The organism is Novosphingobium sp. B1 (assembly GCF_900176395.1).
Lineage (GTDB): Bacteria > Pseudomonadota > Alphaproteobacteria > Sphingomonadales > Sphingomonadaceae > Novosphingobium.
Genome location: NZ_FWXL01000004.1, coordinates 53,348 through 75,658, shown reverse-complemented (window position 1 = coordinate 75,658; position 22,311 = coordinate 53,348). Strand labels below are relative to the sequence as shown.

Genomic DNA, 22,311 nt, shown 5'->3' with positions numbered 1-22,311 from the left:
TCAGACCTTCCACCCCGAATGGATCGCGACGAGGCCGCCAAGGATCGGTTCGACCCGGGTGCGCTTGAAGCCGGCAGCCTGAATCATCTTCTCGAATTCGGGCATGGGCGGAAAGCGGCGGATCGATTCGATCAGATAGCGATAGGATTCCTCGTCGCCCGCGATCATCTGGCCAAGCTTTGGCACCAGCCTGTGTGAATAGGCGTCGTAGATCTCGGAGAAACCCGGCCATTCGGTGGTCGAGAATTCGAGGCAGAAGAACCGGCCGCCGAACTTCAGCACGCGGTGGGCTTCGGCAAGGGCACGGTCGATGTGCGTCACGTTGCGGATGCCGAAAGCGATGGTGTAGGCGTCGAACACGCGATCGGGGAAGGTCAGTTCCTCGGCGTTCTGGCGTGACCATTCGAGGCCCTCGATGCCGCGCTTGGCGGCGCGTTCGACGCCGACGTCGAGCATGTCCTGATTGATGTCGGACACGGTGATCTGCGCGCCATGCTTGGCCATGCGGAAGGCGATGTCGCCGGTGCCGCCGGCCATGTCGAGAATCGCCTCGCCCGGCTGGGGGCGCACCCGCTTGACGAACTTGTCCTTCCACAACCGGTGCATGCCGACCGACATGGCGTCGTTCATCACGTCGTACTTGCGCGCGACGTTGGAGAAGATCGCGCCGACGCGGCCTTCCTTCTCTTCTGCCGGGATGTCTTCGTAGCCGAACGAAGCTGTCTCTTGGGCTGTTTCAGATGCGGTCATGCCTTGGCCCTTTAGTGGGGAATTGCCCGGACGGCAAAGACTGTTAGGGGTGGAGAGGATATGCCAGAACTACCCGAAGTAGAGACGACCGTTCGCGGCCTTGCAACCGTGCTGGAGGGGCAGGTCATCCGCAGCGTTCGGGTGAACCGGGCCGATCTGCGGCGGCCGTTTCCGGTCGATCTCTCGCAGGCGCTGACGGGCGCGCGCGTAACGGGGCTTTCGCGGCGGGCAAAGTACGGCCTGATCCACACCGACCGCGAGCGGACCATGGTGTTCCACCTTGGCATGTCGGGGCGCTGGCGAATCGATCCGGATGACATCGGCAAGCACGATCACCTTGTCCTGGAGACCGGGGAAGGTCGGGTCCTTTCGCTAAACGATGCGCGGCGGTTCGGTTCCGTCGATCTTGTCGATAGCGACAAGCTGGAGAGCTGGCCGCCGTTCGCCGCGCTCGGGCCGGAGCCGCTGGGACCGGACCTGACGCCCGGGCTGCTGGCCAAGGCGTTCAAGGACCGGATCGCGGCGGTCAAGCTCCTGCTGCTCGATCAGCGCATCGTGGCCGGCCTTGGCAATATCTACGTGTGCGAGGCGCTTTACCGCGCGCGGGTGCATCCGGCGCGCGAGGGCGGAAAGGTCAAGCCCTCGGAGATCAAGCTGCTTGTTCCGGCGATCAAGGCGGTGCTGGAGGAATCGATCATGGCCGGCGGATCGACCTTGCGCGACTATGCCCGGCCCGACGGCGAACTCGGCTATTTCGCGAAGGATTTTGCGGTCTACGGGCGTGAAGGCGAGCCTTGCGCCTGCGGGGGTACGGTCGCGCGTATCGTGCAGGGCGGGCGGTCAAGCTTCTTCTGCCCGAAGTGCCAGAAATAGGCGCAGCGCGCCCTGGGAACAGGTAACGTCATGCCGGTAACAGGCATTGTCATCGGACATCACACCTCACGCGCGATAGCTGGAATGCCATCATCCAGTCGCGAGGGGTACGATGGCGACCAAGCATCATTTTCTGCAAGCGGCGGCCTGCGCCGTTTCCGTGGCCGCCGCATTGCCCGCGCCGGCTTTCGGTCAGAACGCCGAGGCCGAGGGGCGCTATGCCGCGCTTGCTGCGCAGGAGCGGCAAAAGGCGGGCGATCCCGCCTTCGACTATGCGCTGGGCTTGGCGGCATCCGATGCGGGACACTATGGCGAGGCTATCGTGGCGTTGCAGCGCGTGCTGGCGCGCCAGCCCGACAATGCCCCGGCCCGCGCCGAGCTTGCCCGTGCCTATGCCTTGGCCGGTGACATCGACACGGCCCGCGCGCAGTTCGCCACGGTGGTGGACGATCCGACCATCCCGGATCCGGTTCGGCAGCGCTTCACCGGCTTCGTCCGCCAGTTCGACAGGCAGATCAAGGGGGGCGGGTCGGACGTCTCGGGCTTTGCCGAAGCCTCGTTCGGGCATGACAGCAACATCAATTCGGCCACGCAGCTGACCTCGATCACCATACCGCTTTTTGCGGCGCTGGGGCCGGGCACGCTGGGCAACAATGCGCGGGCGCAGAAGGACGAATACTACGACCTCTCGGGCGGCGTGAGCGCGGTCAGCGCGGTGGGGCGGCAGGACCGGGTGTTCGGCTCGCTGCTGGGCAACGTCCGCGACAACCTCGACAGCGCCGCTTTCGATCAGGCGAGCCTTACCGGCACGGCCGGCTTTGCCCACACTTTCGCCAACCGCGACGTCGCCTCGCTTTCGGCGCAGGTGCAGAAGTACTGGCTGGGCCACGCCGGCTTCCGCACAGCCTTTGGTGCGATCGGCCAGTACACGCACATGCTGGACGGGGGCAAAGCCCTCTCGGCCTCCGTCCAGTACACCCGCTTCGACTATGATCGCGATCCCTTGCGCGACGCAGACCGTTTCGCCGTGGGCCTTGGCCTTGCTGCGCGGCAATTCTCGATCAACCTGATCGGCGGGCACGAGGAAACGCGCGCCCAGGCAGGCGACGCGGAATCCAACACCTTTGCCGGGGCGAGTGCAGGGGCCGAAGTGCAGATCGCGCCGAAAGTTGCGGTGGTGGGCGGCGTGGCTTTCGACTTGCGCCGATATGACCGCGCCGACCTGCTGTTCATGCGCAAGCGCCACGACGAACGCATCGACCTGACCGCTGCGGTGAAGATTGCCGTCCTGCCGCGCCTGTTCCTCCAGCCCAAGGCGACGTGGTCGCGCAACTGGTCGAACATTGCCCTTTACGATCACGAACGCTGGACCGTGCAGGCCGGCGCACGCTTCGAATTCTGATCCGGGAGACAGACAGATGAAGACTTCCGCTCTCACCGCCCTCCTGATCGGAGCTTCTTCGCTGGCGCTCGCCACCCGCGCACAGGCGCAGGAGGTGGTCTTTGCCGACAACGCCGATCTTGCCGCCTCGGCGCTGCGTGGCGAGCGCGTGACCCAGGGTTCGGGGGTGACGCAAATCCGCCTGTCGAGCGGCGCGATGCTGTCGTTCGTCGAAGGTGCGGAGTTCCAGCTTCGGCCTGATGGCACGGTCGATCTGTTCAAGGGCAATGTCACCGTCACCGGTGCGGGCACGAGCGATACGGTGGTCCGGCTTGGCGGCGAAGGCAGCGGCAAGATCAGCGGCGCGGGATCCTCGGGCAGCTTCTCGGTCGGCACCGATGCCAATGGCAGGACCAGGGCGACCGGGCGTGTGCTGACCGGCCTTGCCACCATCGCCAACGGGCGCGAGACCAAGCGCTTCAATGCGGGCCAGGCGTGGGAAGTCGCCAATGGCCATCCGCGCCTCGCCACATCGGCACCGCCCGCAACGGTGCCGCAGATGACGCCGCAGCGCCAGGCGCAGCTGGCCGAGCAGAAGCCTGCTTCCATCCCGGCGCCGGCGTCCGCCACCGAACCGCAAGTTGCCGCCATCAGCGAGGGCGGCCCCGTCGCCGCTGCCGAGAATGGCGTGCCGGTGGTCCTTGGCGAAGCGCTCGCCGCCGCCGGAGCATCGGGCGACATCGTCTCGTCCGGACAGCGCATCGAGGCTGCAGTTGCCAACCCCAGCATCGAGACGTTTCCGTCAAACGATCTGGCAGCGCTCGTCGCCTATGCTGCGCGGCTCGAAAGCCTCTATGGCGGCCAACCGTTCAGCCAGGCGCAGGCCGACGTGATCCGCGCCTATCTGAACTTCCTCGCCAGCGGGCAGTCGCAGGCCCAGTTCCTCACCGTCTATGCCGGGCTGATGGTGCAGTTTCTTGACCTCGTCCGGTCGGGCGCGGCGCCGTCCTCGTTCAGCGGGACCTCGCTGGCAGATATCAACGCCTTCATCTCCTACCGCTCGCGCACCGATGGCTTTGCTGCGCTATCGAGCCAGAACCGCGTGCTGGTCGATGCCTATCTCGCCTTCGTGCTTGGCGGCGGAAATGCCGACCAGTTCGTGACGCGCTACACCTCGCTGACCAGCGCCTACTTCGCCTATCTGCGCAGCGGCGGCGATCCGCTGGCGTTTCAGGGCGCCACCCAGGCCACGTTGAGCGCGTACATCATTTTCCTCAACCAGTCCGGGCTGCTGGTACGACTGGCCGAGAGCGACCGTGCACTGCTGCAAGCCTATCTTGCCAATGGCGGCACGGCCTTCATCCAGCAGTACCGCGTCGCGCTGAGCGCCTATTTCGCCTATCTCCAGAGCGGGCAATTGCCGAGCGCCTACCCGGCTGTCGATGCGGCGACCCTGCGGCAATATCTCGAAACCCTGCAGGCGACCGGCCTGTTCGAGCAGGTGCTGGGCGCTCAGGCAACGTTCTACGCCCAGTATCTCGCCTACCTCGAACAGGGCGGGACGATCGATGGCTGGCAAGGCCTGCCCGTCAATGTATTTGCCGGATATGCCACGGCGCTGCAGGCCTATTACGCGTTCCTGCAGGATGGGGGCCTGCCTTCTGCCTATACCGCGCTGACGCAGGACGAGATCCGGCAATACCTGGCGGCGCTTTCGGCGGCCGGCGCGAACGAGACGTTTCTCGGCCAGCTTGCCAGCTTCTACTCGGCGTTCTTCACCTATCTGGCGAACGGCGGTAACCCGGATCTGTACACCGGCCTGCCGACGCCGCCAAACTATCAGGCCTTTGCCGAAGCGCTGTCGGCCTATGTCGCCTACCTGCAGGCCGGCGGCTTGCCGAGCGCCTATACCGGGGCTGATCTTGCCCTGCTGCAGCAGTACATCAAGGCGCTGATCGACAGTGGCAAGCTGGTGACCTTGCTGGGGGCGCAGGCCGAGTTCGTGACGGCCTACTACGCGTTCCTGGCCGGCGGCGGCACGCCTGACAGCTACGCTGCACTTCCGGTCTATGCAGATTACGTGGCTGCGCTCGAAGCCTACTATGCCTTCATCGCGGCAGGAGGAAAGCCTTCGGCCTACACGCTGCTGACGCAGGAGCAGATCGTCGCCTACCTCAAGGCGCTGACCGATGCCGGCGTGCTGGCGGCGCTGTTCGACGGGACGACGCTGGCCTTCATCCAGAACTTCTATGTCTACCTTGCAGGCGGCGGCAATCCGGATCAGTTTTCCGGACTGCCGACTGCCGCACCGACGCGGGTTGGCTACAATACCAGCGCCGAGGGAACGCTGGTCGCCTCGCCGGTGGAGGCTGACGTCACCAGCGACGGGAAGATAAGCCGCTTGCGCTTTACCCGGGACGGCAGCGCGCTGGACTTCAACTATGCCGCCAATCCGGCGAACGTGGTGAAGGAGTACGGCAGTTTCGGCGATGACGCGGCGTGGACACGCTATCTCTCGGACACGGCAAACAATGCGGTGAACTTCAACAATCACCTGTTGGTCGGCACTCCTGCGACCACCATTCCGGCGAGCGGCAAGGTCGACTATCGGCTGGTGGGGGGAACCGCACCGACCGACTACAATGCACCGGAAGGGCAGACCGGGACGTTCACCGGCAGCCTTGCCGTCAGCTTCGGCACGACACCCAGGGTCGGCCTTGCGATGGACGTCGCCACGGCCAACCGCGCCTGGCACGTGCAAACCGCAGGCGGCGCGCTCGATCCGACGAACGGCGGCCTTGTCGTCGCCGCAGACCGCAGCTTTGTCGGCAACGCCACGAACCTTGCCACAAGCGCGATCTCGGGCGGAGGCTGCGTCTCGACCTGCACGACCACGCTCAACGGCAATCTGTTTGGCCAGAACGCCGCCTATGCCGGGTTTGCCTACAGCCTGACCGACCGGACGGTGCAGGCCAGCCAGGTCAATGGCGTGGCCATCTTCGGCCAGGGCGGAACGGCGCTGCCCTATCTTGGTGCTACTTCGGGCACCGGCAGCGCAAGCATCGGTTCGGGCAACTATGCCGGTGGATTTGTCAGCGGCTCTGCCAATACGATGTACGTATCGTCGCAAGGCGCATCCGGCTATTTCAACAACGTGAGCAGTTCGGTCGAAAGCGATGGGCGCTTCAGCAGCAACTCGCTTATCACGCCGGGTACAGCCCGTTTCACCGATCTTGCCGGTGACACCTCCGGGGTGATCGGGCGCCTGTTCGATGGTGACCTTACGCTGGGCGGACTGAAGTCCACCTACGGTGCCAACGGAGGCCTCGCCTATGTGTTGATGGCTCCGATCACCGGCGCCTTGCCGCTGTCGGGATCGATCACCTACGATCTGATCGCGGCGACGAAGCCGGTCTACAACGATGCCCACACGGCGGCCGGGACGTTCGAGGCAAGCCTGCGGATCGGTTTCGGCACTGCGCTGACTTACGCCATGAGCGGCACGATCACCATGCCGGACGCGACCTACACCTTTGGAACGCCAGGCGGCGTCAACGGCACGTTGCAGGCAGCACAGGCCGGCAACGATCCCGTGTTCGTGGTGATCCGGCCCACGCTGTCGCAGACGGGACCCGCCTGCGTCACTTCCGGCTGCCTGGTCAATTTCTATGGCGGCTTTGGCGGAGCGACGCCTGAAAACCGGATCGGCTTCGGCTACACCACCATTGGCGGGAATGCGATCGTCGGAGCGGCGCTGTTCGGCAAGCAGGGCACGCTGTCCAGCGCTCCTTCAGTCACGACGCTTGCCAACGCGACCACCCTGTCATTGGCCGATGGCGGCACAAGCGCCTTTTCCGCGCAGGAAGTCGATATCGCCGGCGACGGTGCCATCACCCGCGTCAAGCTCAATGCCAATTCGACAACGAGCTACGCAAGCCCCTCGGTGCTCAAGGAGCATGGCCGGGCAGGCGATGCGATCGCGTGGAGCCGTTGGGACAACGTCAGCACCAATGCCAACCTCAACCCCAATACCCACATCGTGACCGGAACGCCTGCGGTGAACCTGCCGGCCACGGGCAAGATAGATTATGCCCTGGCGGGATCGACCGCGCCGACGAATTACAACGGTGCCGATGGCAATTCCGGCACGGTGTCCGGGACGCTCGCGGTCCAGTTCGGTACGCAGGCCAAGGTGGGCTTCAGCCTGGCCGTGAACGCTGGCGCGCGCGGCTGGACCGTCGCCACGGCCGGAGGTTCGGCAGACCCATCGAACGGCGGGCTGCAGGTCGGCACGAACATGCGCTTTGCTTCGGCCTCGGTCGGCCTCACGCCGCTCAATAAAAGCAGTTGCCTGTCGTCCTGCACCGCGAGCGTGGTTGGCGGCCTCTATGGAGAAGGTGCTAGCCACGTCGGGCTTGGCTATCAGATCAGCGATCTGTCCTCGAACAGCTTTTTCACCGTCAACGGCACGGCCATTTTCGCAAGGCCGACACCGTGAGCCTGAAGTCGAGCAGTCCTGGTAGAAGGTGGAGCGGGTAGCGGGAATCGAACCCGCATAGCCAGCTTGGAAGGCTGGAGCTTTACCACTAAGCTATACCCGCCCGGGCCAGCAGGCCGGATCCGGCCTCGTGGTCGACCGGCGCTTGCCACGGACTTGGCGATCCCGTCAACCTTGGATGCGACGTGAATCGACAAAGGGCTTGACGAAGTGTTTTCAAGATATATCTTAGAGGTATCAAAGTAAGTCTTGAAAGCGAGTCCATAATGCCCTCCAGCCGCGCCATCGTCCCGACAGCAAATGCCAGCCGTTACCTGCAGCAGCTCTGCAAGCACTGGGGCCATAAGTTCGAGGTTTCGTTCGATCCGCAGGCGGGGCGTGTGGCGCTGCCGTTCGGGCCGGTTGATCTCAAGGCCAGCGATGCCGCGCTGGAAGTGACCTGCACGATCACGGGGGACGGTGACCTTTCGCGCATGCAACAGGTCGTTGCAGATCATCTCAACCGCTTCGCCCACAAGGAAGGCGAACTCGCCTTCGACTGGCAACCACTGGCTTGACGCCCACATCATCAATCTTGTGAATAGGTTGCAATAAATAGCATTCCTTTGCGGTGCTGCCTTGGGCCGACTAGGCGTTTGCCCAGGACAGCACCGGGAGAATGACATGCGCCTTGCCACCATCGACAATGGCACTCGTGACGGGCGGCTGATCGTCGTCTCGCCGCAGGGCGATGCCTTCGGCTATGCGCCTGTGGCGACGTTGCAGGAATTGCTCGAGGGGTGGGGTGCACTTGCTCCGGCTTTGCAGGCCATCACCGCGTTTCCCGAAACGCTTGCTGATGCAACGCTGCTCGCGCCGCTGCCGCGCGCGTGGCAGTGGCTCGATGGCTCGGCCTTCCAGAGCCATGGCGACCTGATGGACGCAGTGCTTGGCATCACCAAGCCCAAGACCAACGTGCCGCTGATGTACCAGGGCATGTCGGACACCTTCATGGCCACTGGGACCGAAGCGCGCTTTCCGTCGACCGATCTCGGCATCGATTTCGAGGGCGAGTTCGGCGTGATCGTCGATGCCGTGCCGATGGGCACGTCTGCGGCAGAAGCGATGAAACATATCCGCCTGGTCGTGCAGATCAACGACTGGTCGCTGCGCACGCTGGCTGGCCCCGAAATGAAGACCGGGTTCGGGTGGGTCGGGGCAAAGCCCGCCTGTGCGATGGCTCCGTTCGCGGTGACGCCCGACGAACTGGGTGATGCCTGGAAGAATGGTCGCGTCTGCCTCGATCTGCTGGTCGACTGGAATGGCAAGCGCTTTGGCGCAGCCAATGGGCACGCGATGGGCTTCGGCTTTCACGAACTCGTCGCCCACGCCGCGCGCACGCGCGATCTTGTCGCAGGCACGGTGATCGGATCGGGCACGGTCTCCAACGAAAACTTCCGCGAGATCGGCTCGTCGTGCATCGCCGAGCGGCGCGGGATCGAAGTGCTGGACGAGGGCGAACCCAAGACCGCATTCATGGCCTTCGGGGACACCGTGAGGATGGAAGCGGTCGACGCCGAGGGGCGCGCGCCGTTCGGGGCCCTGCACCAAAGGGTCGTGCAGGCCTGATCTCTTCACGCCCACTTGCCGTTCTTCCGATAATTGTTATAGCGCATAGCGAAATCGGAGGATGCCATGGCCGTTGAATCGAGTCTGTCTCACGCTGCGCTTGACCGTTTCCTGCGCCCGAAGTCCGTCGCCGTGGTTGGCGCATCTGACAAGCCGGGCGCACTTGGTGCCACGCTGCTGACCAATCTCGATCGCAACGGATATCTGGGTGCGGTCTATCCGGTGAACCCCAAGCGCGACGAGATCATGGGCAAGCGCTGCTACCCGTCCGTCGACGCACTGCCCGAAGGCGTGGACGTGGCCGTGCTGGCGATTCCGCGCGCAGGCGTGCTTGATGCGGTCAAGGGGCTGGCGGCGCGCCAGTGCGGCGGCGTGGTCATCTTCTCGGCAGGCTTTGCCGAAGGCGGCGAAGAGGGCCTTGCCGAACAGCGCGAGATTGCCCGGATCGCGCACGAGGCAGGCATGGTGGTCGAAGGGCCGAACTGCCTCGGCCTCGTCAACTACGTCGATCGCATTCCGCTGACCTTTGTCGAGACCAACGCCGTGCCCCCGGCGGGCAAGCGCGCCATTGGCATCGTTTCGCAATCGGGTGCGATGGCGGCCGTGCTGGGCACGATGTTGCTCGCACGTGATGCAGGTGTGTCCTACTCGGTCTCGACCGGGAACGAGGCAGCCAGCGGGGTCGAGGACTATGTCGACTGGCTGGTCGATCAGGACGACACGCACGTGATCGCCATGATCGTCGAGCAGTTCCGCAAGCCGCAGGCGTTTCTCGCGGCCGCGCGGCGCGCGAAGGCTGCCGGCAAGCCCGTGGTCCTGCTGCACCCCGGCAAATCGAGCGCGGCGCGTGAATCGGCCGCAACCCATACCGGCGCCATGGCAGGCGACTACAAGCTGATGCGCGCGATGGTGGCCCGCGCCGGGGTGATCTTTGCCGAGACGCTGGAAGAACTGGGCGACATTGCCGAGATCGCAGTTCGCTGTGCGGCGCTGCCTTCGGGCAAGACGGCGGTGCTGGGTGAATCCGGCGCGTTCAAGGCGCTGACGCTCGATCTCGCGGAAGAGCTCGACCTGCCGCTGGCCGATCTGCACGATGAGGATTCACCGCTTCTGCGCGAGGCGCTGCCGCCGTTCGTGCCGGTATCGAATCCGCTCGACATCACTGCGCAGGGGCTTTCGGAGCCGGCGATCTATACCCGCTGCGTCGAGGCGCTGCTGGAAGACGAGCGCGTCGGCACGGTCTTCGCCGGGATCATCCAGGCCGAACCGGTCACCTGCAAGATCAAGTTCCCGCCGATCCTTGCCGCCGTGGAAGGCAAGACGCTGACCAAGCCGGTCATCTTCGCCGGGCTGGACGAAGGGGCTGACGTTCCGGCCGAGCGCATCGCCGCGCTGCGGGCGGCTGGCATTCCGTGGTTTCCGACAACCGAACGCGCCCTGCGCGCCGTAGCGCGGCTGACGCACTGGTCGGCCCAATACCTTTCCGCCAACGATCTTGCCCCAACGCCACTGCCCGGCCTTTCCGACGTTCACGGCGTGATCCCGGAATACAAGTCGAAGGAACTGCTCGGGCCGCTCGGCGTGAGCTTCCCCAAGGGTGGCTTTGCCGACAGCGCCGAAGCCGCAGTCGCGGCCGCCGATGCGGTCGGCTTTCCGGTGGCGATGAAGGCACAAGCCGCGGCGCTCGGGCACAAGAGCGATGCCGGTGGCGTGATCCTGAACCTTGCCGACGGCCAGGCCGTACGCGAGGCATGGGACCGCATCCACGCCAATGTCGCCGCCTATTCCGCGTCGATCCGCCTGGACGGCGTGCTGATCGAAGCGATGGGCAAGCGCGGCATGGAAATGATCGTCGGCGCGAAGAACGATCCCGAATGGGGGCCGGTCGTGCTGGCGGGCTTTGGCGGCGTGACCGCGGAAATCCTGCAGGACGTTCGCCTGTTGACCGCCGATCTGACGCAGGCAGCGGTCGAGGCCGAGCTTATGAAGCTCAAGAGCGCGGCGCTGCTCAGCGGCTACCGCGGCTCACCCGAACTCGACGTCCCAGCCTTGGCCGCGCTGATCGTCAAGGTGGGCCAGGTGCTGCGCGCCGAACCCTCGATCCGCGAGATCGATCTCAATCCGGTGATCCTGCACCCCAAGGGCGAAGGCGTGGTAGCGCTCGATGCACTGATGCTGGTGGAGTGAGCGGCGTGAGGTGGTCGCCGGAGTCTCAGACTCCGGCCCACTCAAGTCCGTTGGGCAACGCCAAGGCCGCGTAATCGACCTGAAGCACCCGGCGGCGCGTTGGTTGGCTGGCAGCGTCCGAAGCGTGAAGAACAAGCGTGGAGTAGAGCCAGACGTCTCCCCTCTCAGCCAGGCATGTCAAGATTTTGCTCTGCTTGACGATGGCAGGCACTTGCGGTTCGGGGATTCGACCAAGGCGGTGTGAACCGGACGCCACGAGCAATGGCGCGTTTGTTCCTGGCACGGCATCCAGATGAATGCGCAGCGTAACCATGCCCTGCAATATGCTTTCAGGCGGGGCGACGTGGAGCATTCCCTGTTTGTTGGTCCAAGGACCGAAGCCAGGGGTTTCAATTCTCTCCTCCACGCAAATGGTTCGGTCTTGATGCCAGCCCAAGGCCCAATTGTTCCGTTCGCTCTTGTCGAAGAACAGCGCCCGCACAGGTTGGGCATCCGGACCGAGCGCGCGGCATGCCGCTCGTCCGATCGCGTTCGCTCGGTCAAGCAGCGGTCGCAGGCCGGGTTGTCCGTTAAGTCGCAGTCCGGCGCGCTCGGCCGGGAGATCGCGGACAACTGCTTCTGCCGCTGATAGCAGCGGCGAAGCCAGTTGCGGAAGTCTGACTGCGCCTGTCAGGCTCAGTTCTTCGAGATTGAACACGGTTCTTCAGTGCCCCGGGAAATCCATCAGAGCTTCTACCGTCAGCCCGGCGTCGCGCAGGCGGGCGGCACCGTGGAGGTCGGGTAGGTCGATCACGAAGAGGGCGTGGGTGACGCTGGCGCCAGCCATGCGCAGAAGTTCAGCCGCGGCGAGGGCGGTGCCGCCGGTGGCGATGAGGTCGTCGATGATGACGACGCGCTGGCCTTGGGCGATGGCGGTAGGATCGATCTCCAGTCGGTCGCGCCCGTATTCGAGCGCATAGTCGATGCCGATGGTCTTCACCGGTAGCTTGCCCGGCTTTCGCACGGGCACGAAGCCCAACCCCATGTGGGCAGCAACGGCGGCGCCGAAGATGAAGCCGCGCGCTTCCATCCCGGCGATGGCCTGGGCACCGGCGGCGCGTGCCATGTCTGCGAGATGAGCGATGCAGGCTGAGAAGCCGGCACCGTGCGAGATCAGCGTTGTGATATCGCGGAACAGGATGCCGGGGGCAGGGAAGTCCGGCACGGTCCGCACGAGGGCTTTGAGATCATCGGGTGTCATTGCCTGGGCAATGCTATCGCCGGATACGAAAAAGGCCACCGTTTCCGGTGGCCTTTGTTCGTTTCGCCGGTCTGGCCGGGAAGGACTTATTCGCCCTTCTTGTCAGCCCAGACGTTCTTCTTGGCGAGGTAGGCAAGGACCGTGGCGACCAGCAGGAAGCCGAGCACTGCCCAACCGGTCTGCTTGCGCTTGTCCAGCTTGGGTTCTGCGGTCCAGATCAGGAACGCCGAGACGTCGGTCGCCATCTGGTCAACCGTAGCCTTGGTGCCGTCCGAATAGGTCACCTGACCCTCACCCGTCAGCGGAGCGGGCATCGCGAGGTTGAGGTTCGCGAAGTACGGGTTGTAGTAGAGGCCGTCCGGGGTCTTGGCGTCCGGGAACTTCTTGAGAAGCTCGGCGGGCTGTTCCTGATAGCCGGTCAGCAGCGAGTGAACATAGGCGCCACCGTCGTGACGGGCCTTGGTGATCAGCGAGAGATCCGGCGGAACGCCTTGGCCTGCATAGTACACGGTCGGGAAGTAGTCCGACGGGATGTTGTCACGCTCTGCGCGCTCGCCGGTCTTCGGATCGAAGGTCGGCTGCTTTGCGCCCCATTCCTTGGCGATCGCCTTCACTTCGGCTTCCGAGTAGCCGAGGGCAGCGAGGTCACGGAATGCGACGTGCTTCATCGAGTGGCAGGTCGAGCAGACTTCCTTGTAGACCTGGAAGCCGCGCTGCAGCTGGGCCTTGTCGAACTTGCCGAACGCGCCATCGGAAGCGAAGTGCACTTCCTTGGGGTGGAGGTGGAACTCGTGCTCTGCGGTGGGAGCAGCGGGTTCCGTGATCGCGGTGTAGGCGCCGTTGCCGAACGACCAAAGCAGCGCGACCGCGAAGAAGAGGCCAACGAGGGGGCCAAAAAGACGGACCATAGGGTTCTCTTTCTCTAACGCTTCGTGGCTGTCACGCGGCAGCGGGGTTGGCGTTGAGCACGGCGCTCTCATCCTTGCCGAGCACCGCTTCGGTGATCGAGAACGGAAGCGGTTCCGGCTTCTCGATCGAAGAGACGATCGGGAGAATGACGAGGAAGTGCAGGAAGTAGTACATCGAGGCGATCTGCGAGATCATCACGAAGGGTTCCGCAGCCGGAGCGCCACCGCAGTAGCCGAGCACGGCAACGTCGATCAGCAGCAGCCAGAAGAACTTGCGGAACAGCGGACGGTAGTGGCCCGAACGCACCGGCGAGGTATCCAGCCAGGGCAGGAAGAACCACACCAGGATCGCCGAGAACATCGCAAGGACGCCCATCAGCTTGGCCGGGATGAAGAAGAAGTCCGAGGTGAAGGCGCGCAGGATCGCGTAGAATGGCCAGAAGTACCATTCCGGAACGATGTGTGCAGGCGTCGAAAGCGGGTTCGCCGGGATGTAGTTGTCCGGGTGACCGAGCATGTTCGGCGCAAAGAACAGCACCGCGCAGTAGATCAGCAGGAAGATGCCGAGGCCGAAGCCATCCTTCGCCGTGTAGTACGGGTGGAAGGGAACGGTGTCCGATTCCTGCTTCACTTCAACGCCGGTCGGGTTCGACGAGCCGGGGATGTGCAGCGCCCAGATGTGCAGGATGATGACACCCGCGATCACGAAGGGCAGCAGGAAGTGCAAGCTGAAGAAGCGGTTAAGCGCAGCGTTGTCGGGCGCATAGCCGCCGAGCAGCCACACCTGCAGCGGTTCGCCGACGACCGGGATCGCGCCGAACAGGCCGGTGATGACCTTGGCACCCCAGAACGACATCTGGCCCCAGGGCAGCACGTAGCCCATGAACGCCGTTGCCATCATCAGCAGGAAGATGACCACGCCCAGCAGCCAGATCATCTCGCGCGGGGCCTTGTACGAGGAGTAGAAGAAGCCGCGGAAGATATGGAGATAGACGACGACGAAGAACGCCGATGCGCCGTTTGCGTGCGCATAGCGCAGCATCCAGCCCCAGTTCACGTCGCGCATGATGTGCTCGACGCTGTCGAAGGCCACGCCAGCGTTGGCGGCGTAGTGCATCGCGAGGATGACGCCGGTTACGATCTGAAGAACGAGGCAGAAGCCGGCGAGAACGCCGAAGTTCCACATGTAGTTCAGGTTGCGCGGAACCGGGTATCCGGCGCCGACTGCGTTGTAGACGAAGCGGGGCAGCGGCAGCTTTTCGTCAAGCCACTGCGTCAGGCCATTGGCCGGCTTGTATTCGTTTGCCCAGGGAAAGCTCATGTTGCCTGTCCTCAGCCGATCTTCACGACAGTGTCGGAAGTGAATGCATATTCGGGCACCTCGAGGTTCTTCGGTGCGGGGCCCTTGCGGATGCGTGCGGCGGTGTCATACGACGAACCGTGGCACGGGCAGAAATAGCCGCCGAACTCGCCCTTCACTTCACCTTCGCCAGCGCCCAGCGGCACGCAGCCGAGGTGGGTGCAGACGCCCATGGTGATAAGCCAGTTGGTCTTGCCTTCCTTCGTGCGCTCTTCCAGCGTCTGCGGGTCGCGCAGCGAGGAAGTGTCGACCTTTTCGGCCGCTGCGATTTCTTCCGGCGTCAGGTTGCGGATGAAAACCGGCTGCTTGCGGAACACCGCCTTGATCGCCTGCCCCGGCTGGATCGCCGAAATGTCGATCTCTGTGGAGCTTTGCGCCAGAACGTCCGCCGAAGGCGCCATCTGACTTACCAGCGGGAGAAGAACGGCAGCACCGCCCACACCCGCAAAACTCACCGCCGCGATATTGATGAAATCGCGCCGGCGCACGCCCTCTCCGGTCACGCCCGAAGTGTCGATGCTCGCCTCATCAGCCATTGAAATTCCCTGCCTGCTGCCGCCGCGCACGCGGATCGCACGCGGTCCAACTTGCCCCTTTGCTGCGGCTCTGGAAAATCCATGTGGCGGTCTCCACATGGGTGCCGAAGCCGCAAGGGAACCGGGCACGCGCCATACGCGGCCCCGGCCCCCACTTGGCGCGCCTGATAGACGCAAAGCAACGGCTTTGCCAACAGGCATTTTGGTGTGGGATTCCACCCCGTCGGGAAAGGTATTTCACGGACTTTCGGTGCGGGCCGGATGTCTTTCCGGCAACGCGCAGAGTTCAGGCTGCAGGCCCGAATCCTGCTCCGGCGGGCCAGTTGCCGGCACTCAACCCCATTACCTTGAACAGGACGCCCATCTGACCCTCGCCGGTCAAGCGCTCGCGCGCGACGTGGATGGCATCGGCGTGGGCAGGCGAAAATGCCGCCAGCGCGTCGGCGCGGGCCTCTATGCCAAGCGCGCGTAGCCAGCGTCCCTGCTCGACCGTTCCCTGCCAGCGAACGCCCTTCGACTGCGCGATCAGCGCCAGCGCCGAAAAGTCGACATGTGCCGTGAGATCTGCCTCGCCCGGCGCGGCGAACACATCGACCTTGCGATGCTCCCGCACGGCCTGGAGCGAGGAGCCGGTGCGGGGGTGATCGTGGCCATAATCGATGAACAGGGCCGCACCGCCCTGCGCGGCCAATCGGCCGCAGACTTCGTAGAGGATCGCCGCAGAGGCGGGCGAAGTCTCGATGATCGTGCCGAGAGGGGCATCGCGATGATGCGGCGGGACGGCGGAGTCCATCGGAGCACTGCCCGAAACAGGCAGCAACCGCCCCTGATCGAGCCCGACCATCCGCTCTCGCCATCCCTGCTCGGTCCTGACGAGCTGGCGCACCGGAAGTGCATCTAGAAATTCGTTGGCGACGATCAGCAATGGCCCATCTGAGGGAATCGTCGAGAGATCGGCGTGCCAGATAGCTTGCGGATGCAGTTCGAGCTGCATCGCCTTGAGCGCCGTGCTGGTCTCGACGAAATGCGTGCGCGGCATGAACCCGTAGCGACGGGCGGCGCCGAGTGCATCGCGGGCGAGCGTGCCCCGTCCCGGCCCGAGTTCGACGTAATGAACCGGCTCGGGCCGGCCTGCCCTGATCCAGCTGTCGGCCATCCACAGGCCGATCAGCTCACCAAACATCTGGCTGATTTCGGGCGCGGTGATGAAATCGCCTGCCGAACCGAAAGGGTCGCGGCTCGAATAATAGCGCGCGTTCGATTCGGCCATGTAATGCGCAATGCTGATCGGCCCGGTATTGGCGATCAGCCTGCGGAAGGTTTCGAGCAGTGGCGCGGTCACGCCGGGACTGCCGTGCCTGTCGAGAGCGGCTTGCGCATGACGCCGCGCAGCAGGAAGAACAGTCCGACCGCCATCATCGGCACGGTCAGCCACTGGCCCATCGAGAGGCCGGTGCGCATCGCGAAATCGAGCAGTTGGGCATCGGGTTCGCGGAAGAATTCAACCGTGAAGCGCGACAGCGCATATCCGAGCGTGAAGGTGCCGACCAGCAGGCCGGGACGCCAGCGCGCGCTGGTCTTCCAGAACAGCACGAGCAGCACGATCGCGAGGAGCAGGCCTTCAAGCCCGGCCTCGTAGAGCTGGCTGGGATGGCGGGCCACCGGGCCACCACCGGGGAAGACCATTGCCCACGGCACGTTTGGTCCGGCTTCGCGGCCCCACAGCTCTCCGTTCATGAAGTTGGCAAGGCGGCCAAAGAGCAGGCCGAAGGGCACGCAGACCGAGATGTAGTCGCAAATGCGGACGAAGTTCAGGCCCCCGCGCCACGATACCCAAGCGATTGCCAGCACCGTGCCCATCAAGCCTCCGTGGAAGCTCATCCCGCCTTCCCACAGCTTGATCAGGTTTTGCGGATGAGTGAGCAGTTCGGGCGCGTAGAAGATAGCATAGCCGAGGCGCCCGCCCAGGATGATGCCGAGCGTTGCGTAGAAGAACAGGTCGTCGGCATGGCGCTGCGCCATGGGTGCGCCGGGCTGCCTGATCATCTTCGACAGATGCACATAGCCCAGGACGATGCCGGCGAGATAGGCGAGCGAATACCACTTGAGCGCAAAGAAGCCGAGGTCGAGCGCGATCGGGCCGATGCCCAGATCCTCCCAGCGAATCGGTGCATGAGCACCCGCTGCGGAGGCCGACGCTACGGCAAGCGAGGTTGCTGTTGACAGTAGTGACAGCAAGAAACGAACTCCCTAGAACTTCGTGAACGGACCCGATTTCGTGCTGGAGAAAGTGCCCTTCGAGGGTACGTATTGGCACAGGGAAAAGGCTGCAGGCAAATCCGAAAAGGCGCACGCCAAGATGCGTTCCGGATGTTGGAGAGTTTGAAAGGGTATCATGAAGACCGAGCTGGACCTTGCCATGGACGGCGCCTTCGGCGCACTCACTGCCGAAGGGGCGATGTTCCATACGGTTCCGATCGAGCGGTTTGGCCGGGAATTGCCGATGATCGCCGCCGCTCCGCCGCATCTGCCGGCCTATTTCGCCTACTTCTGTGCCACGCATGGCGACAAGACGTTCATCGTCGATGGCGATATCCACCTGACCTTCACCGAAATCTACAAGGCAGCGCGCCATGTCGCGGGCGGGCTCGTCGAAGGACTGAAGCTCCAGAAGGGGGAGCGGGTGGGCATTGCCGCGCGCAATTCGGCAAACTGGGTGATCGCCTACATGGGCGTGCTCATGGCCGGCGGCTGCGCCACCCTGCTTAATGGCTGGTGGCAGGGTGAGGAACTGGCTCACGGTATCGATCTGGTGAAGTGCCGCTACCTGATTGCCGACGGCGCGCGGGCGGCCCGACTGCAGGGCCACGATCATGGCGCGCAGGTCCTGCTTCTCGGGCACGATTGCCCTTACGAGGAAGGCCTTGCTTCCCTGCTCGCCAATGGTGGCGGGATGGAGACGATCCTGCCCGAGCTGACCCCCGACGATCTGGCGACCGTCCTGTTCACCTCGGGGTCCACCGGCATGGCCAAGGGTGCCTACTCCGACCATCGCGGCGTGGTGCAGGGCACGATGAACTATGTCTGCCAGTCGGCGGCGATGCTCGGCATCCTGACGGCGCGGGGCGAGGGACCGGCCGAGGGATCGCAGCCGGTCACGCTGGTCAACGTGCCGCTGTTCCACGTCACGGGCGAGGTGCCCGTCTTCCTCCAGTCCTTCGCGCTGGCCCGCAAGCTTGTGCTCATGCCCAAGTGGGACGCGCTCGAGGCGATGAAGCTGATCGAGCGCGAGAAGGTGACCTACTTCGTCGGCGTGCCGCTGATGAGCTTCGAGATCGCCACCCATCCTGATCGCGAGCAGTACGACCTGTCGACCTGCGTCTCTTTCGCCGCCGGTGGCGCGCCGCGCCCGATCGAGCATGTCGACCGCCTGCGCAAGGCCCTGCCGCACGCATTCCCGCTGATCGGCTATGGCCTGACCGAAACCAACGGCGTCGGCTGCGGCAATCTCAACGAGAACTATCTCGCCAAGCCTGGAAGCACCGGCACGGCGTCGCGCCCGCTGGTCGATCTTGCCATCCTCGACGATGCCGGCCAGCCGGTGCCGCAAGGGCAGGTGGGCGAAGTCTCGATCCGCTCGATTGCCAACTTCCTCGGCTATTGGGACAACGAGAAGGCCACGCGCGAGGCGATCATGCCCGATGGCTACTTCCGCACCGGCGACCTCGGCTACCTTGATCCCGAGGGCTACCTGTTCATCGTCGACCGCAAGAAGGACATCATAATCCGCGGCGGCGAGAACATCTCGTGCATTGAGGTGGAAAGCGCGATCTACGCCCACCCCTGCATTGCCGAAGCCAGCGTATTCGGCTTGCCTGACGAGAAGCTGGGCGAGGTTCCGGCTGCGGTCTATCTGGCCAAGGAGGACTGCTCGGCCACGGAAGAGGAATTGCGCGAGTTCCTGATGCAGCACATCGCCCCCTTCAAGGTGCCGGTGCGCTTCTGGGAAGTGCACGAGGCGCTGCCCCGGCTTGGCACCGAAAAGGTCGACAAGCGGTCTCTGCGCGAACGTTACACGCAGGAGTGGCTCGCCTCCTTATAGGCCCTGATAGGCAATGTTACTGGACGATAGGGACTGACGCGATATGGGTGGAGCCATGATGCTCCCCCGTATTGTCAACCAGCGCGCCATTATCGACCGCCGCCATCTGGCCGATGCCATCGCTGCCGCCTTTGCGGAGCAGGGCGAGAAATCGCGGCAGAAGGTGGTCGAACTCCTGCGCGCAGCGCTGGAAGATGGGCGAGCGGAAATTGCGCGCCGGCTCGAAGCCAAGCCATCGGCCGGCAGCGAATGCGCGCAGGCGCAGGCCTTCCTTGTCGACCAGCTGGTCCGCATCATCTACGATCATGTGGTCGGCCGGATCTATCGCGCCAGCAACCGCTCGATGGGTGAACGCATCGCGGTGATCGCGGTGGGCGGCTACGGTCGCGGCGAGATGGCGCCGCATTCGGACGTCGACATCGCCTTCGTCACGCCCATCAAGCCGACATCCTGGTGCGAGCAGGTGATCGAGGCGCTGCTCTATTTCCTGTGGGACCTCGGGCTCAAGGTCGGCCATTCCAGCCGCTCGCTCGACGAGGTCGTGCGCATGGCCAAGAGCGACCTGACCATCCGCACTGCCCTTCTCGAAGGGCGCTATGTCTGGGGCGACCGCGACCTGTTCGACAGTGCATCGGCCCGGTTCTGGGCCGAAGTCGTCAATGGCACTGAAAAGCAGTTCGTTGCCGAGAAGCTGCAGGAGCGTAACGAGCGGCACAAACGGCTGGGCGACAGCCGCTATGTGGTCGAACCCAATGTCAAGGAGGGCAAGGGCGGCCTGCGCGACCTGCACACGCTGTACTGGATCGGCAAGTACATCCACAAGGTCCGCGACGCCTCGGAGCTGGTCGACGTCGGCCTGCTCACGGCCGAGGAATACCGCGCCTTCCGCCGTGCCGAGAATTTCTTCTGGGCGGTGCGCTGCCATCTCCACACCATCACGAAGCGCGCCGAAGACCGGCTGACCTTCGACCTGCAGCGCGAAGTCGCCACCCGGATGAACTTTGCCGACCGCCCCGGCAAGAGCGCGGTCGAGCGTTTCATGCAGTACTTCTTCCTGCAGGCAAAGCAGGTCGGCTCGCTGACCGGCGTGTTCCTGGCACAGCTCGATGGGCAGTTCGCCAAGGAAAAGCGCGGCTTCCTTGCGGCGCTGCGGGGGCGGCGGAAGAAGAAGGTCGGGCCGTTCGTGATCGACGCCGGCAAGCTTGCCGCGCCAGCCGACACGACCTTTCAGGAGGACCCGGTCAGGCTGCTCGAACTGTTTTCCTGTGCAGCGGCCGAACAGGTGGAGATACACCCCGAGACGATGCGCATTGCCCGGCGCGATTCCGGCCTGATCGATGCAGGCCTGCGCAAGGACCCGCGCGCCAATGCGCTGTTCATGGAAACGCTGACCAGCCGCAACGACCCCGAGACGGTGCTGCGCTGGATGAACGAGGCGGGCGTGTTCGGGCGTTTCGTGCCCGACTTCGGCCGCGTCGTGGCGCAGATGCAGTTCGACATGTACCACCATTACACCGTCGACGAGCATACCATCCGGGCCATCGGGCTGCTGGCCCGAATCGAGAAGGGCGAGGTCAAGGACGACCATCCGTTGGCCAGCGAAGTGATCAGCAAGGTCGCCTCGCGCCGTGCGCTCTATGTGGCGACCCTGCTGCACGACATTGCCAAGGGGCGTCAGGGCGATCATTCGGTGCTGGGCGCCGAGGTGGCCATGAAGCTGTGCCCGCGTCTGGGCCTTTCCGCTGCCGAAACCGAAGCCGTCGCCTGGCTGGTGCGCTGGCACCTGCTGATGAGCGCCACCGCGTTCAAGCGGGATCTCGCCGACTACAAGACCATCGCCGACTTCGTGAACACGGTGCAGAGCCAGGAACGCTTGCGCCTGCTGCTGATCCTGACCGTGGTCGATATTCGGGCAGTGGGGCCGGGTGTGTGGAACTCGTGGAAGCGCCAGCTTCTGGGTGACCTGTTCGTCTCGGCCGAGGAAATGCTGCGCCTTGGCCACAAGACCCACGGCCGCGCCGAACGCATCGCCGCGAAGAAGAAGGCCGTCGCCACGATCCTGCGCGAGCGCGACGCGCTGATCGGCACGGTCGGCAAGCAATTGGGCGATGCCTACTGGATCGCCGAGCCCGAGGACATCATCGCGCTCAATCTCCAGCAGATGGACACCGCGCTGGGCGAACCGCTGTCTGTGGAAGCGCACTGGTATCCCGCACGCGGGGCGACCCTTGTCACGGTGCTTGCGGCTGACCATCCCGGCCTGTTCTATCGTATCGCCGGGGGCATTCATCTGGCCGGCGGCAACATCATCGACGCGCGTATCCATACCGCGCGCAACGGCACCGCAGTCGACAACTTCCTGGTGCAGGACCCGCTCGGCCGCCCGCTGAACGAGGCAAGCCAGATTGCGCGGCTCAAGAATGCGATTGCCGATGCGCTGGCCAATCGGGTCAAGCTGGTGCCGCAACTTGCCGCGCGCCCGCTGGCCCGCCCGCGCGCCGATGCCTTCGATGTGCGCCCGATCGTGATCTTCGACAACAAGGCCTCGAACCGCTTTACCGTGATCGAGGTGGGCGCGCGCGATCGGCCGGCGCTGCTCAACCAGCTCGCCCGGGCGCTGTTCGAGGCGCGGCTGGTGGTCCATTCCGCGCACATTGCGACCTACGGCGAACGCGCAGTCGACACCTTCTATGTCACCGACGTTCTGGGCGAGAAGATCGAGAGCGAAAGCCGGATGCGCACGGTGGAAAAGCGCCTGCTGGAAGCGGCGGAAGATCGCAAGGTCAAGGCTGCGGCCTGACCTTGCCGCCTGCCTCGGACAGCTGATCATTTGCCGTGCAACGAGCCAGCTGGCCGGAAAGGCGGCGG

General features: G+C 64.4%; 16 protein-coding genes and 1 tRNA gene. 8 read left to right on the top strand and 9 right to left on the bottom strand.

Features of this window, described 5'->3' with window-relative positions:
- On the bottom strand, positions 1-750 hold the full coding sequence (locus B9A23_RS08340) for a class I SAM-dependent methyltransferase (RefSeq protein WP_084278421.1): 750 nt from the start codon (positions 748-750) through the stop codon (positions 1-3).
- A 60-nt stretch (positions 751-810) separates the two neighbouring features.
- Here B9A23_RS08340 and mutM point away from each other — a divergent pair, with 60 nt between their 5' ends.
- From mutM to B9A23_RS08325, 3 genes are all read left to right on the top strand, one after another.
- Entirely contained in the window at positions 811-1,623 is an 813-nt protein-coding gene (gene mutM, locus B9A23_RS08335; protein WP_084278420.1) for a bifunctional DNA-formamidopyrimidine glycosylase/DNA-(apurinic or apyrimidinic site) lyase, read from the top strand.
- A gap of 112 nt (positions 1,624-1,735) precedes the next feature.
- On the top strand, positions 1,736-3,025 hold the full coding sequence (locus tag B9A23_RS08330) for a tetratricopeptide repeat protein (RefSeq protein ID WP_084278419.1): 1,290 nt from the start codon (positions 1,736-1,738) through the stop codon (positions 3,023-3,025).
- A gap of 16 nt (positions 3,026-3,041) precedes the next feature.
- Positions 3,042-7,502 (top strand): hypothetical protein, encoded by a 4,461-nt coding sequence (locus B9A23_RS08325; protein ID WP_084278418.1) that lies wholly within the window; start codon positions 3,042-3,044, stop codon positions 7,500-7,502.
- Positions 7,503-7,531: 29 nt separating this feature from the next.
- Here the strand turns inward: B9A23_RS08325 and B9A23_RS08320 are convergent.
- Positions 7,532-7,605 (bottom strand) — tRNA-Gly (locus B9A23_RS08320).
- Between the two features lie 163 nt (positions 7,606-7,768).
- On the opposite strand from B9A23_RS08320, the gene B9A23_RS08315 reads away from it, so the two are divergent.
- The 3 genes from B9A23_RS08315 to B9A23_RS08305 all read left to right on the top strand — a co-directional run bounded on the left by B9A23_RS08315 (position 7,769) and on the right by B9A23_RS08305 (position 11,297).
- Positions 7,769-8,059, top strand: a complete 291-nt coding sequence (locus B9A23_RS08315; protein WP_084278417.1) for a DUF2218 domain-containing protein — start codon at positions 7,769-7,771, stop codon at positions 8,057-8,059.
- Between the two features lie 106 nt (positions 8,060-8,165).
- Positions 8,166-9,110: a fumarylacetoacetate hydrolase family protein gene (locus tag B9A23_RS08310; RefSeq protein WP_084278416.1), complete on the top strand. Its 945-nt coding sequence runs from the start codon at positions 8,166-8,168 to the stop codon at positions 9,108-9,110.
- Between the two features lie 66 nt (positions 9,111-9,176).
- The gene (locus B9A23_RS08305) at positions 9,177-11,297 is read left to right on the top strand and encodes an acetate--CoA ligase family protein (protein WP_084278415.1); all 2,121 of its coding nucleotides are present in this window, start codon (positions 9,177-9,179) and stop codon (positions 11,295-11,297) included.
- Between the two features lie 25 nt (positions 11,298-11,322).
- Here the strand turns inward: B9A23_RS08305 and B9A23_RS08300 are convergent, their stop codons facing one another.
- The 7 genes from B9A23_RS08300 to lgt form a co-directional block, all read right to left on the bottom strand.
- Positions 11,323-11,994, bottom strand: a complete 672-nt coding sequence (locus tag B9A23_RS08300) for a phytanoyl-CoA dioxygenase family protein (RefSeq protein WP_084278414.1) — start codon at positions 11,992-11,994, stop codon at positions 11,323-11,325.
- 6 nt (positions 11,995-12,000) lie between these two features.
- Entirely contained in the window at positions 12,001-12,537 is a 537-nt protein-coding gene (locus B9A23_RS08295; protein WP_084278413.1) for an adenine phosphoribosyltransferase, read from the bottom strand.
- A gap of 86 nt (positions 12,538-12,623) precedes the next feature.
- On the bottom strand, positions 12,624-13,445 hold the full coding sequence (locus B9A23_RS08290; RefSeq protein WP_084278412.1) for a cytochrome c1: 822 nt from the start codon (positions 13,443-13,445) through the stop codon (positions 12,624-12,626).
- Between the two features lie 31 nt (positions 13,446-13,476).
- Positions 13,477-14,766 (bottom strand): cytochrome b, encoded by a 1,290-nt coding sequence (locus tag B9A23_RS08285; protein ID WP_084278411.1) that lies wholly within the window; start codon positions 14,764-14,766, stop codon positions 13,477-13,479.
- An 11-nt stretch (positions 14,767-14,777) separates the two neighbouring features.
- Complete coding sequence (gene petA / locus B9A23_RS08280; RefSeq protein ID WP_084278410.1) at positions 14,778-15,341, bottom strand: ubiquinol-cytochrome c reductase iron-sulfur subunit; 564 nt, start codon at positions 15,339-15,341, stop codon at positions 14,778-14,780.
- A 286-nt stretch (positions 15,342-15,627) separates the two neighbouring features.
- Positions 15,628-16,683: a class I SAM-dependent methyltransferase gene (locus tag B9A23_RS08275; protein ID WP_084278409.1), complete on the bottom strand. Its 1,056-nt coding sequence runs from the start codon at positions 16,681-16,683 to the stop codon at positions 15,628-15,630.
- Positions 16,680-17,579, bottom strand: coding sequence for a prolipoprotein diacylglyceryl transferase (lgt, locus tag B9A23_RS08270; protein ID WP_084278408.1), 900 nt, complete (start codon positions 17,577-17,579; stop codon positions 16,680-16,682). Before lgt ends, B9A23_RS08275 begins: the two co-directional genes overlap by 4 nt.
- A 157-nt stretch (positions 17,580-17,736) precedes the next feature.
- On the opposite strand from lgt, the gene B9A23_RS08265 reads away from it, so the two are divergent.
- Positions 17,737-19,443, top strand: coding sequence for a class I adenylate-forming enzyme family protein (locus tag B9A23_RS08265; protein ID WP_084278407.1), 1,707 nt, complete (start codon positions 17,737-17,739; stop codon positions 19,441-19,443).
- 55 nt (positions 19,444-19,498) lie between these two features.
- A complete protein-coding gene (locus B9A23_RS08260; protein WP_084278696.1) occupies positions 19,499-22,243 on the top strand; it encodes a [protein-PII] uridylyltransferase in 2,745 nt (914 codons plus the stop codon).
- Positions 22,244-22,311: the final 68 nt, after the last annotated feature.

Excerpts from the sequence above, each read along its gene's own strand:
- B9A23_RS08340 (WP_084278421.1), bottom strand. The coding sequence starts at position 750 with ATGACCGCATCTGAAACAGCCCAAGAGACAGCTTCGTTCGGCTACGAA.
- mutM (WP_084278420.1), top strand. The coding sequence starts at position 811 with ATGCCAGAACTACCCGAAGTAGAGACGACCGTTCGCGGCCTTGCAACC.
- B9A23_RS08330 (WP_084278419.1), top strand. The coding sequence starts at position 1,736 with ATGGCGACCAAGCATCATTTTCTGCAAGCGGCGGCCTGCGCCGTTTCC.
- B9A23_RS08325 (WP_084278418.1), top strand. The coding sequence starts at position 3,042 with ATGAAGACTTCCGCTCTCACCGCCCTCCTGATCGGAGCTTCTTCGCTG.
- B9A23_RS08315 (WP_084278417.1), top strand. The coding sequence starts at position 7,769 with ATGCCCTCCAGCCGCGCCATCGTCCCGACAGCAAATGCCAGCCGTTAC.
- B9A23_RS08310 (WP_084278416.1), top strand. The coding sequence starts at position 8,166 with ATGCGCCTTGCCACCATCGACAATGGCACTCGTGACGGGCGGCTGATC.
- B9A23_RS08305 (WP_084278415.1), top strand. The coding sequence starts at position 9,177 with ATGGCCGTTGAATCGAGTCTGTCTCACGCTGCGCTTGACCGTTTCCTG.
- B9A23_RS08295 (WP_084278413.1), bottom strand. The coding sequence starts at position 12,537 with ATGACACCCGATGATCTCAAAGCCCTCGTGCGGACCGTGCCGGACTTC.
- B9A23_RS08290 (WP_084278412.1), bottom strand. The coding sequence starts at position 13,445 with ATGGTCCGTCTTTTTGGCCCCCTCGTTGGCCTCTTCTTCGCGGTCGCG.
- B9A23_RS08285 (WP_084278411.1), bottom strand. The coding sequence starts at position 14,766 with ATGAGCTTTCCCTGGGCAAACGAATACAAGCCGGCCAATGGCCTGACG.
- petA (WP_084278410.1), bottom strand. The coding sequence starts at position 15,341 with ATGGCTGATGAGGCGAGCATCGACACTTCGGGCGTGACCGGAGAGGGC.
- B9A23_RS08265 (WP_084278407.1), top strand. The coding sequence starts at position 17,737 with ATGAAGACCGAGCTGGACCTTGCCATGGACGGCGCCTTCGGCGCACTC.
- B9A23_RS08260 (WP_084278696.1), top strand. The coding sequence starts at position 19,499 with ATGATGCTCCCCCGTATTGTCAACCAGCGCGCCATTATCGACCGCCGC.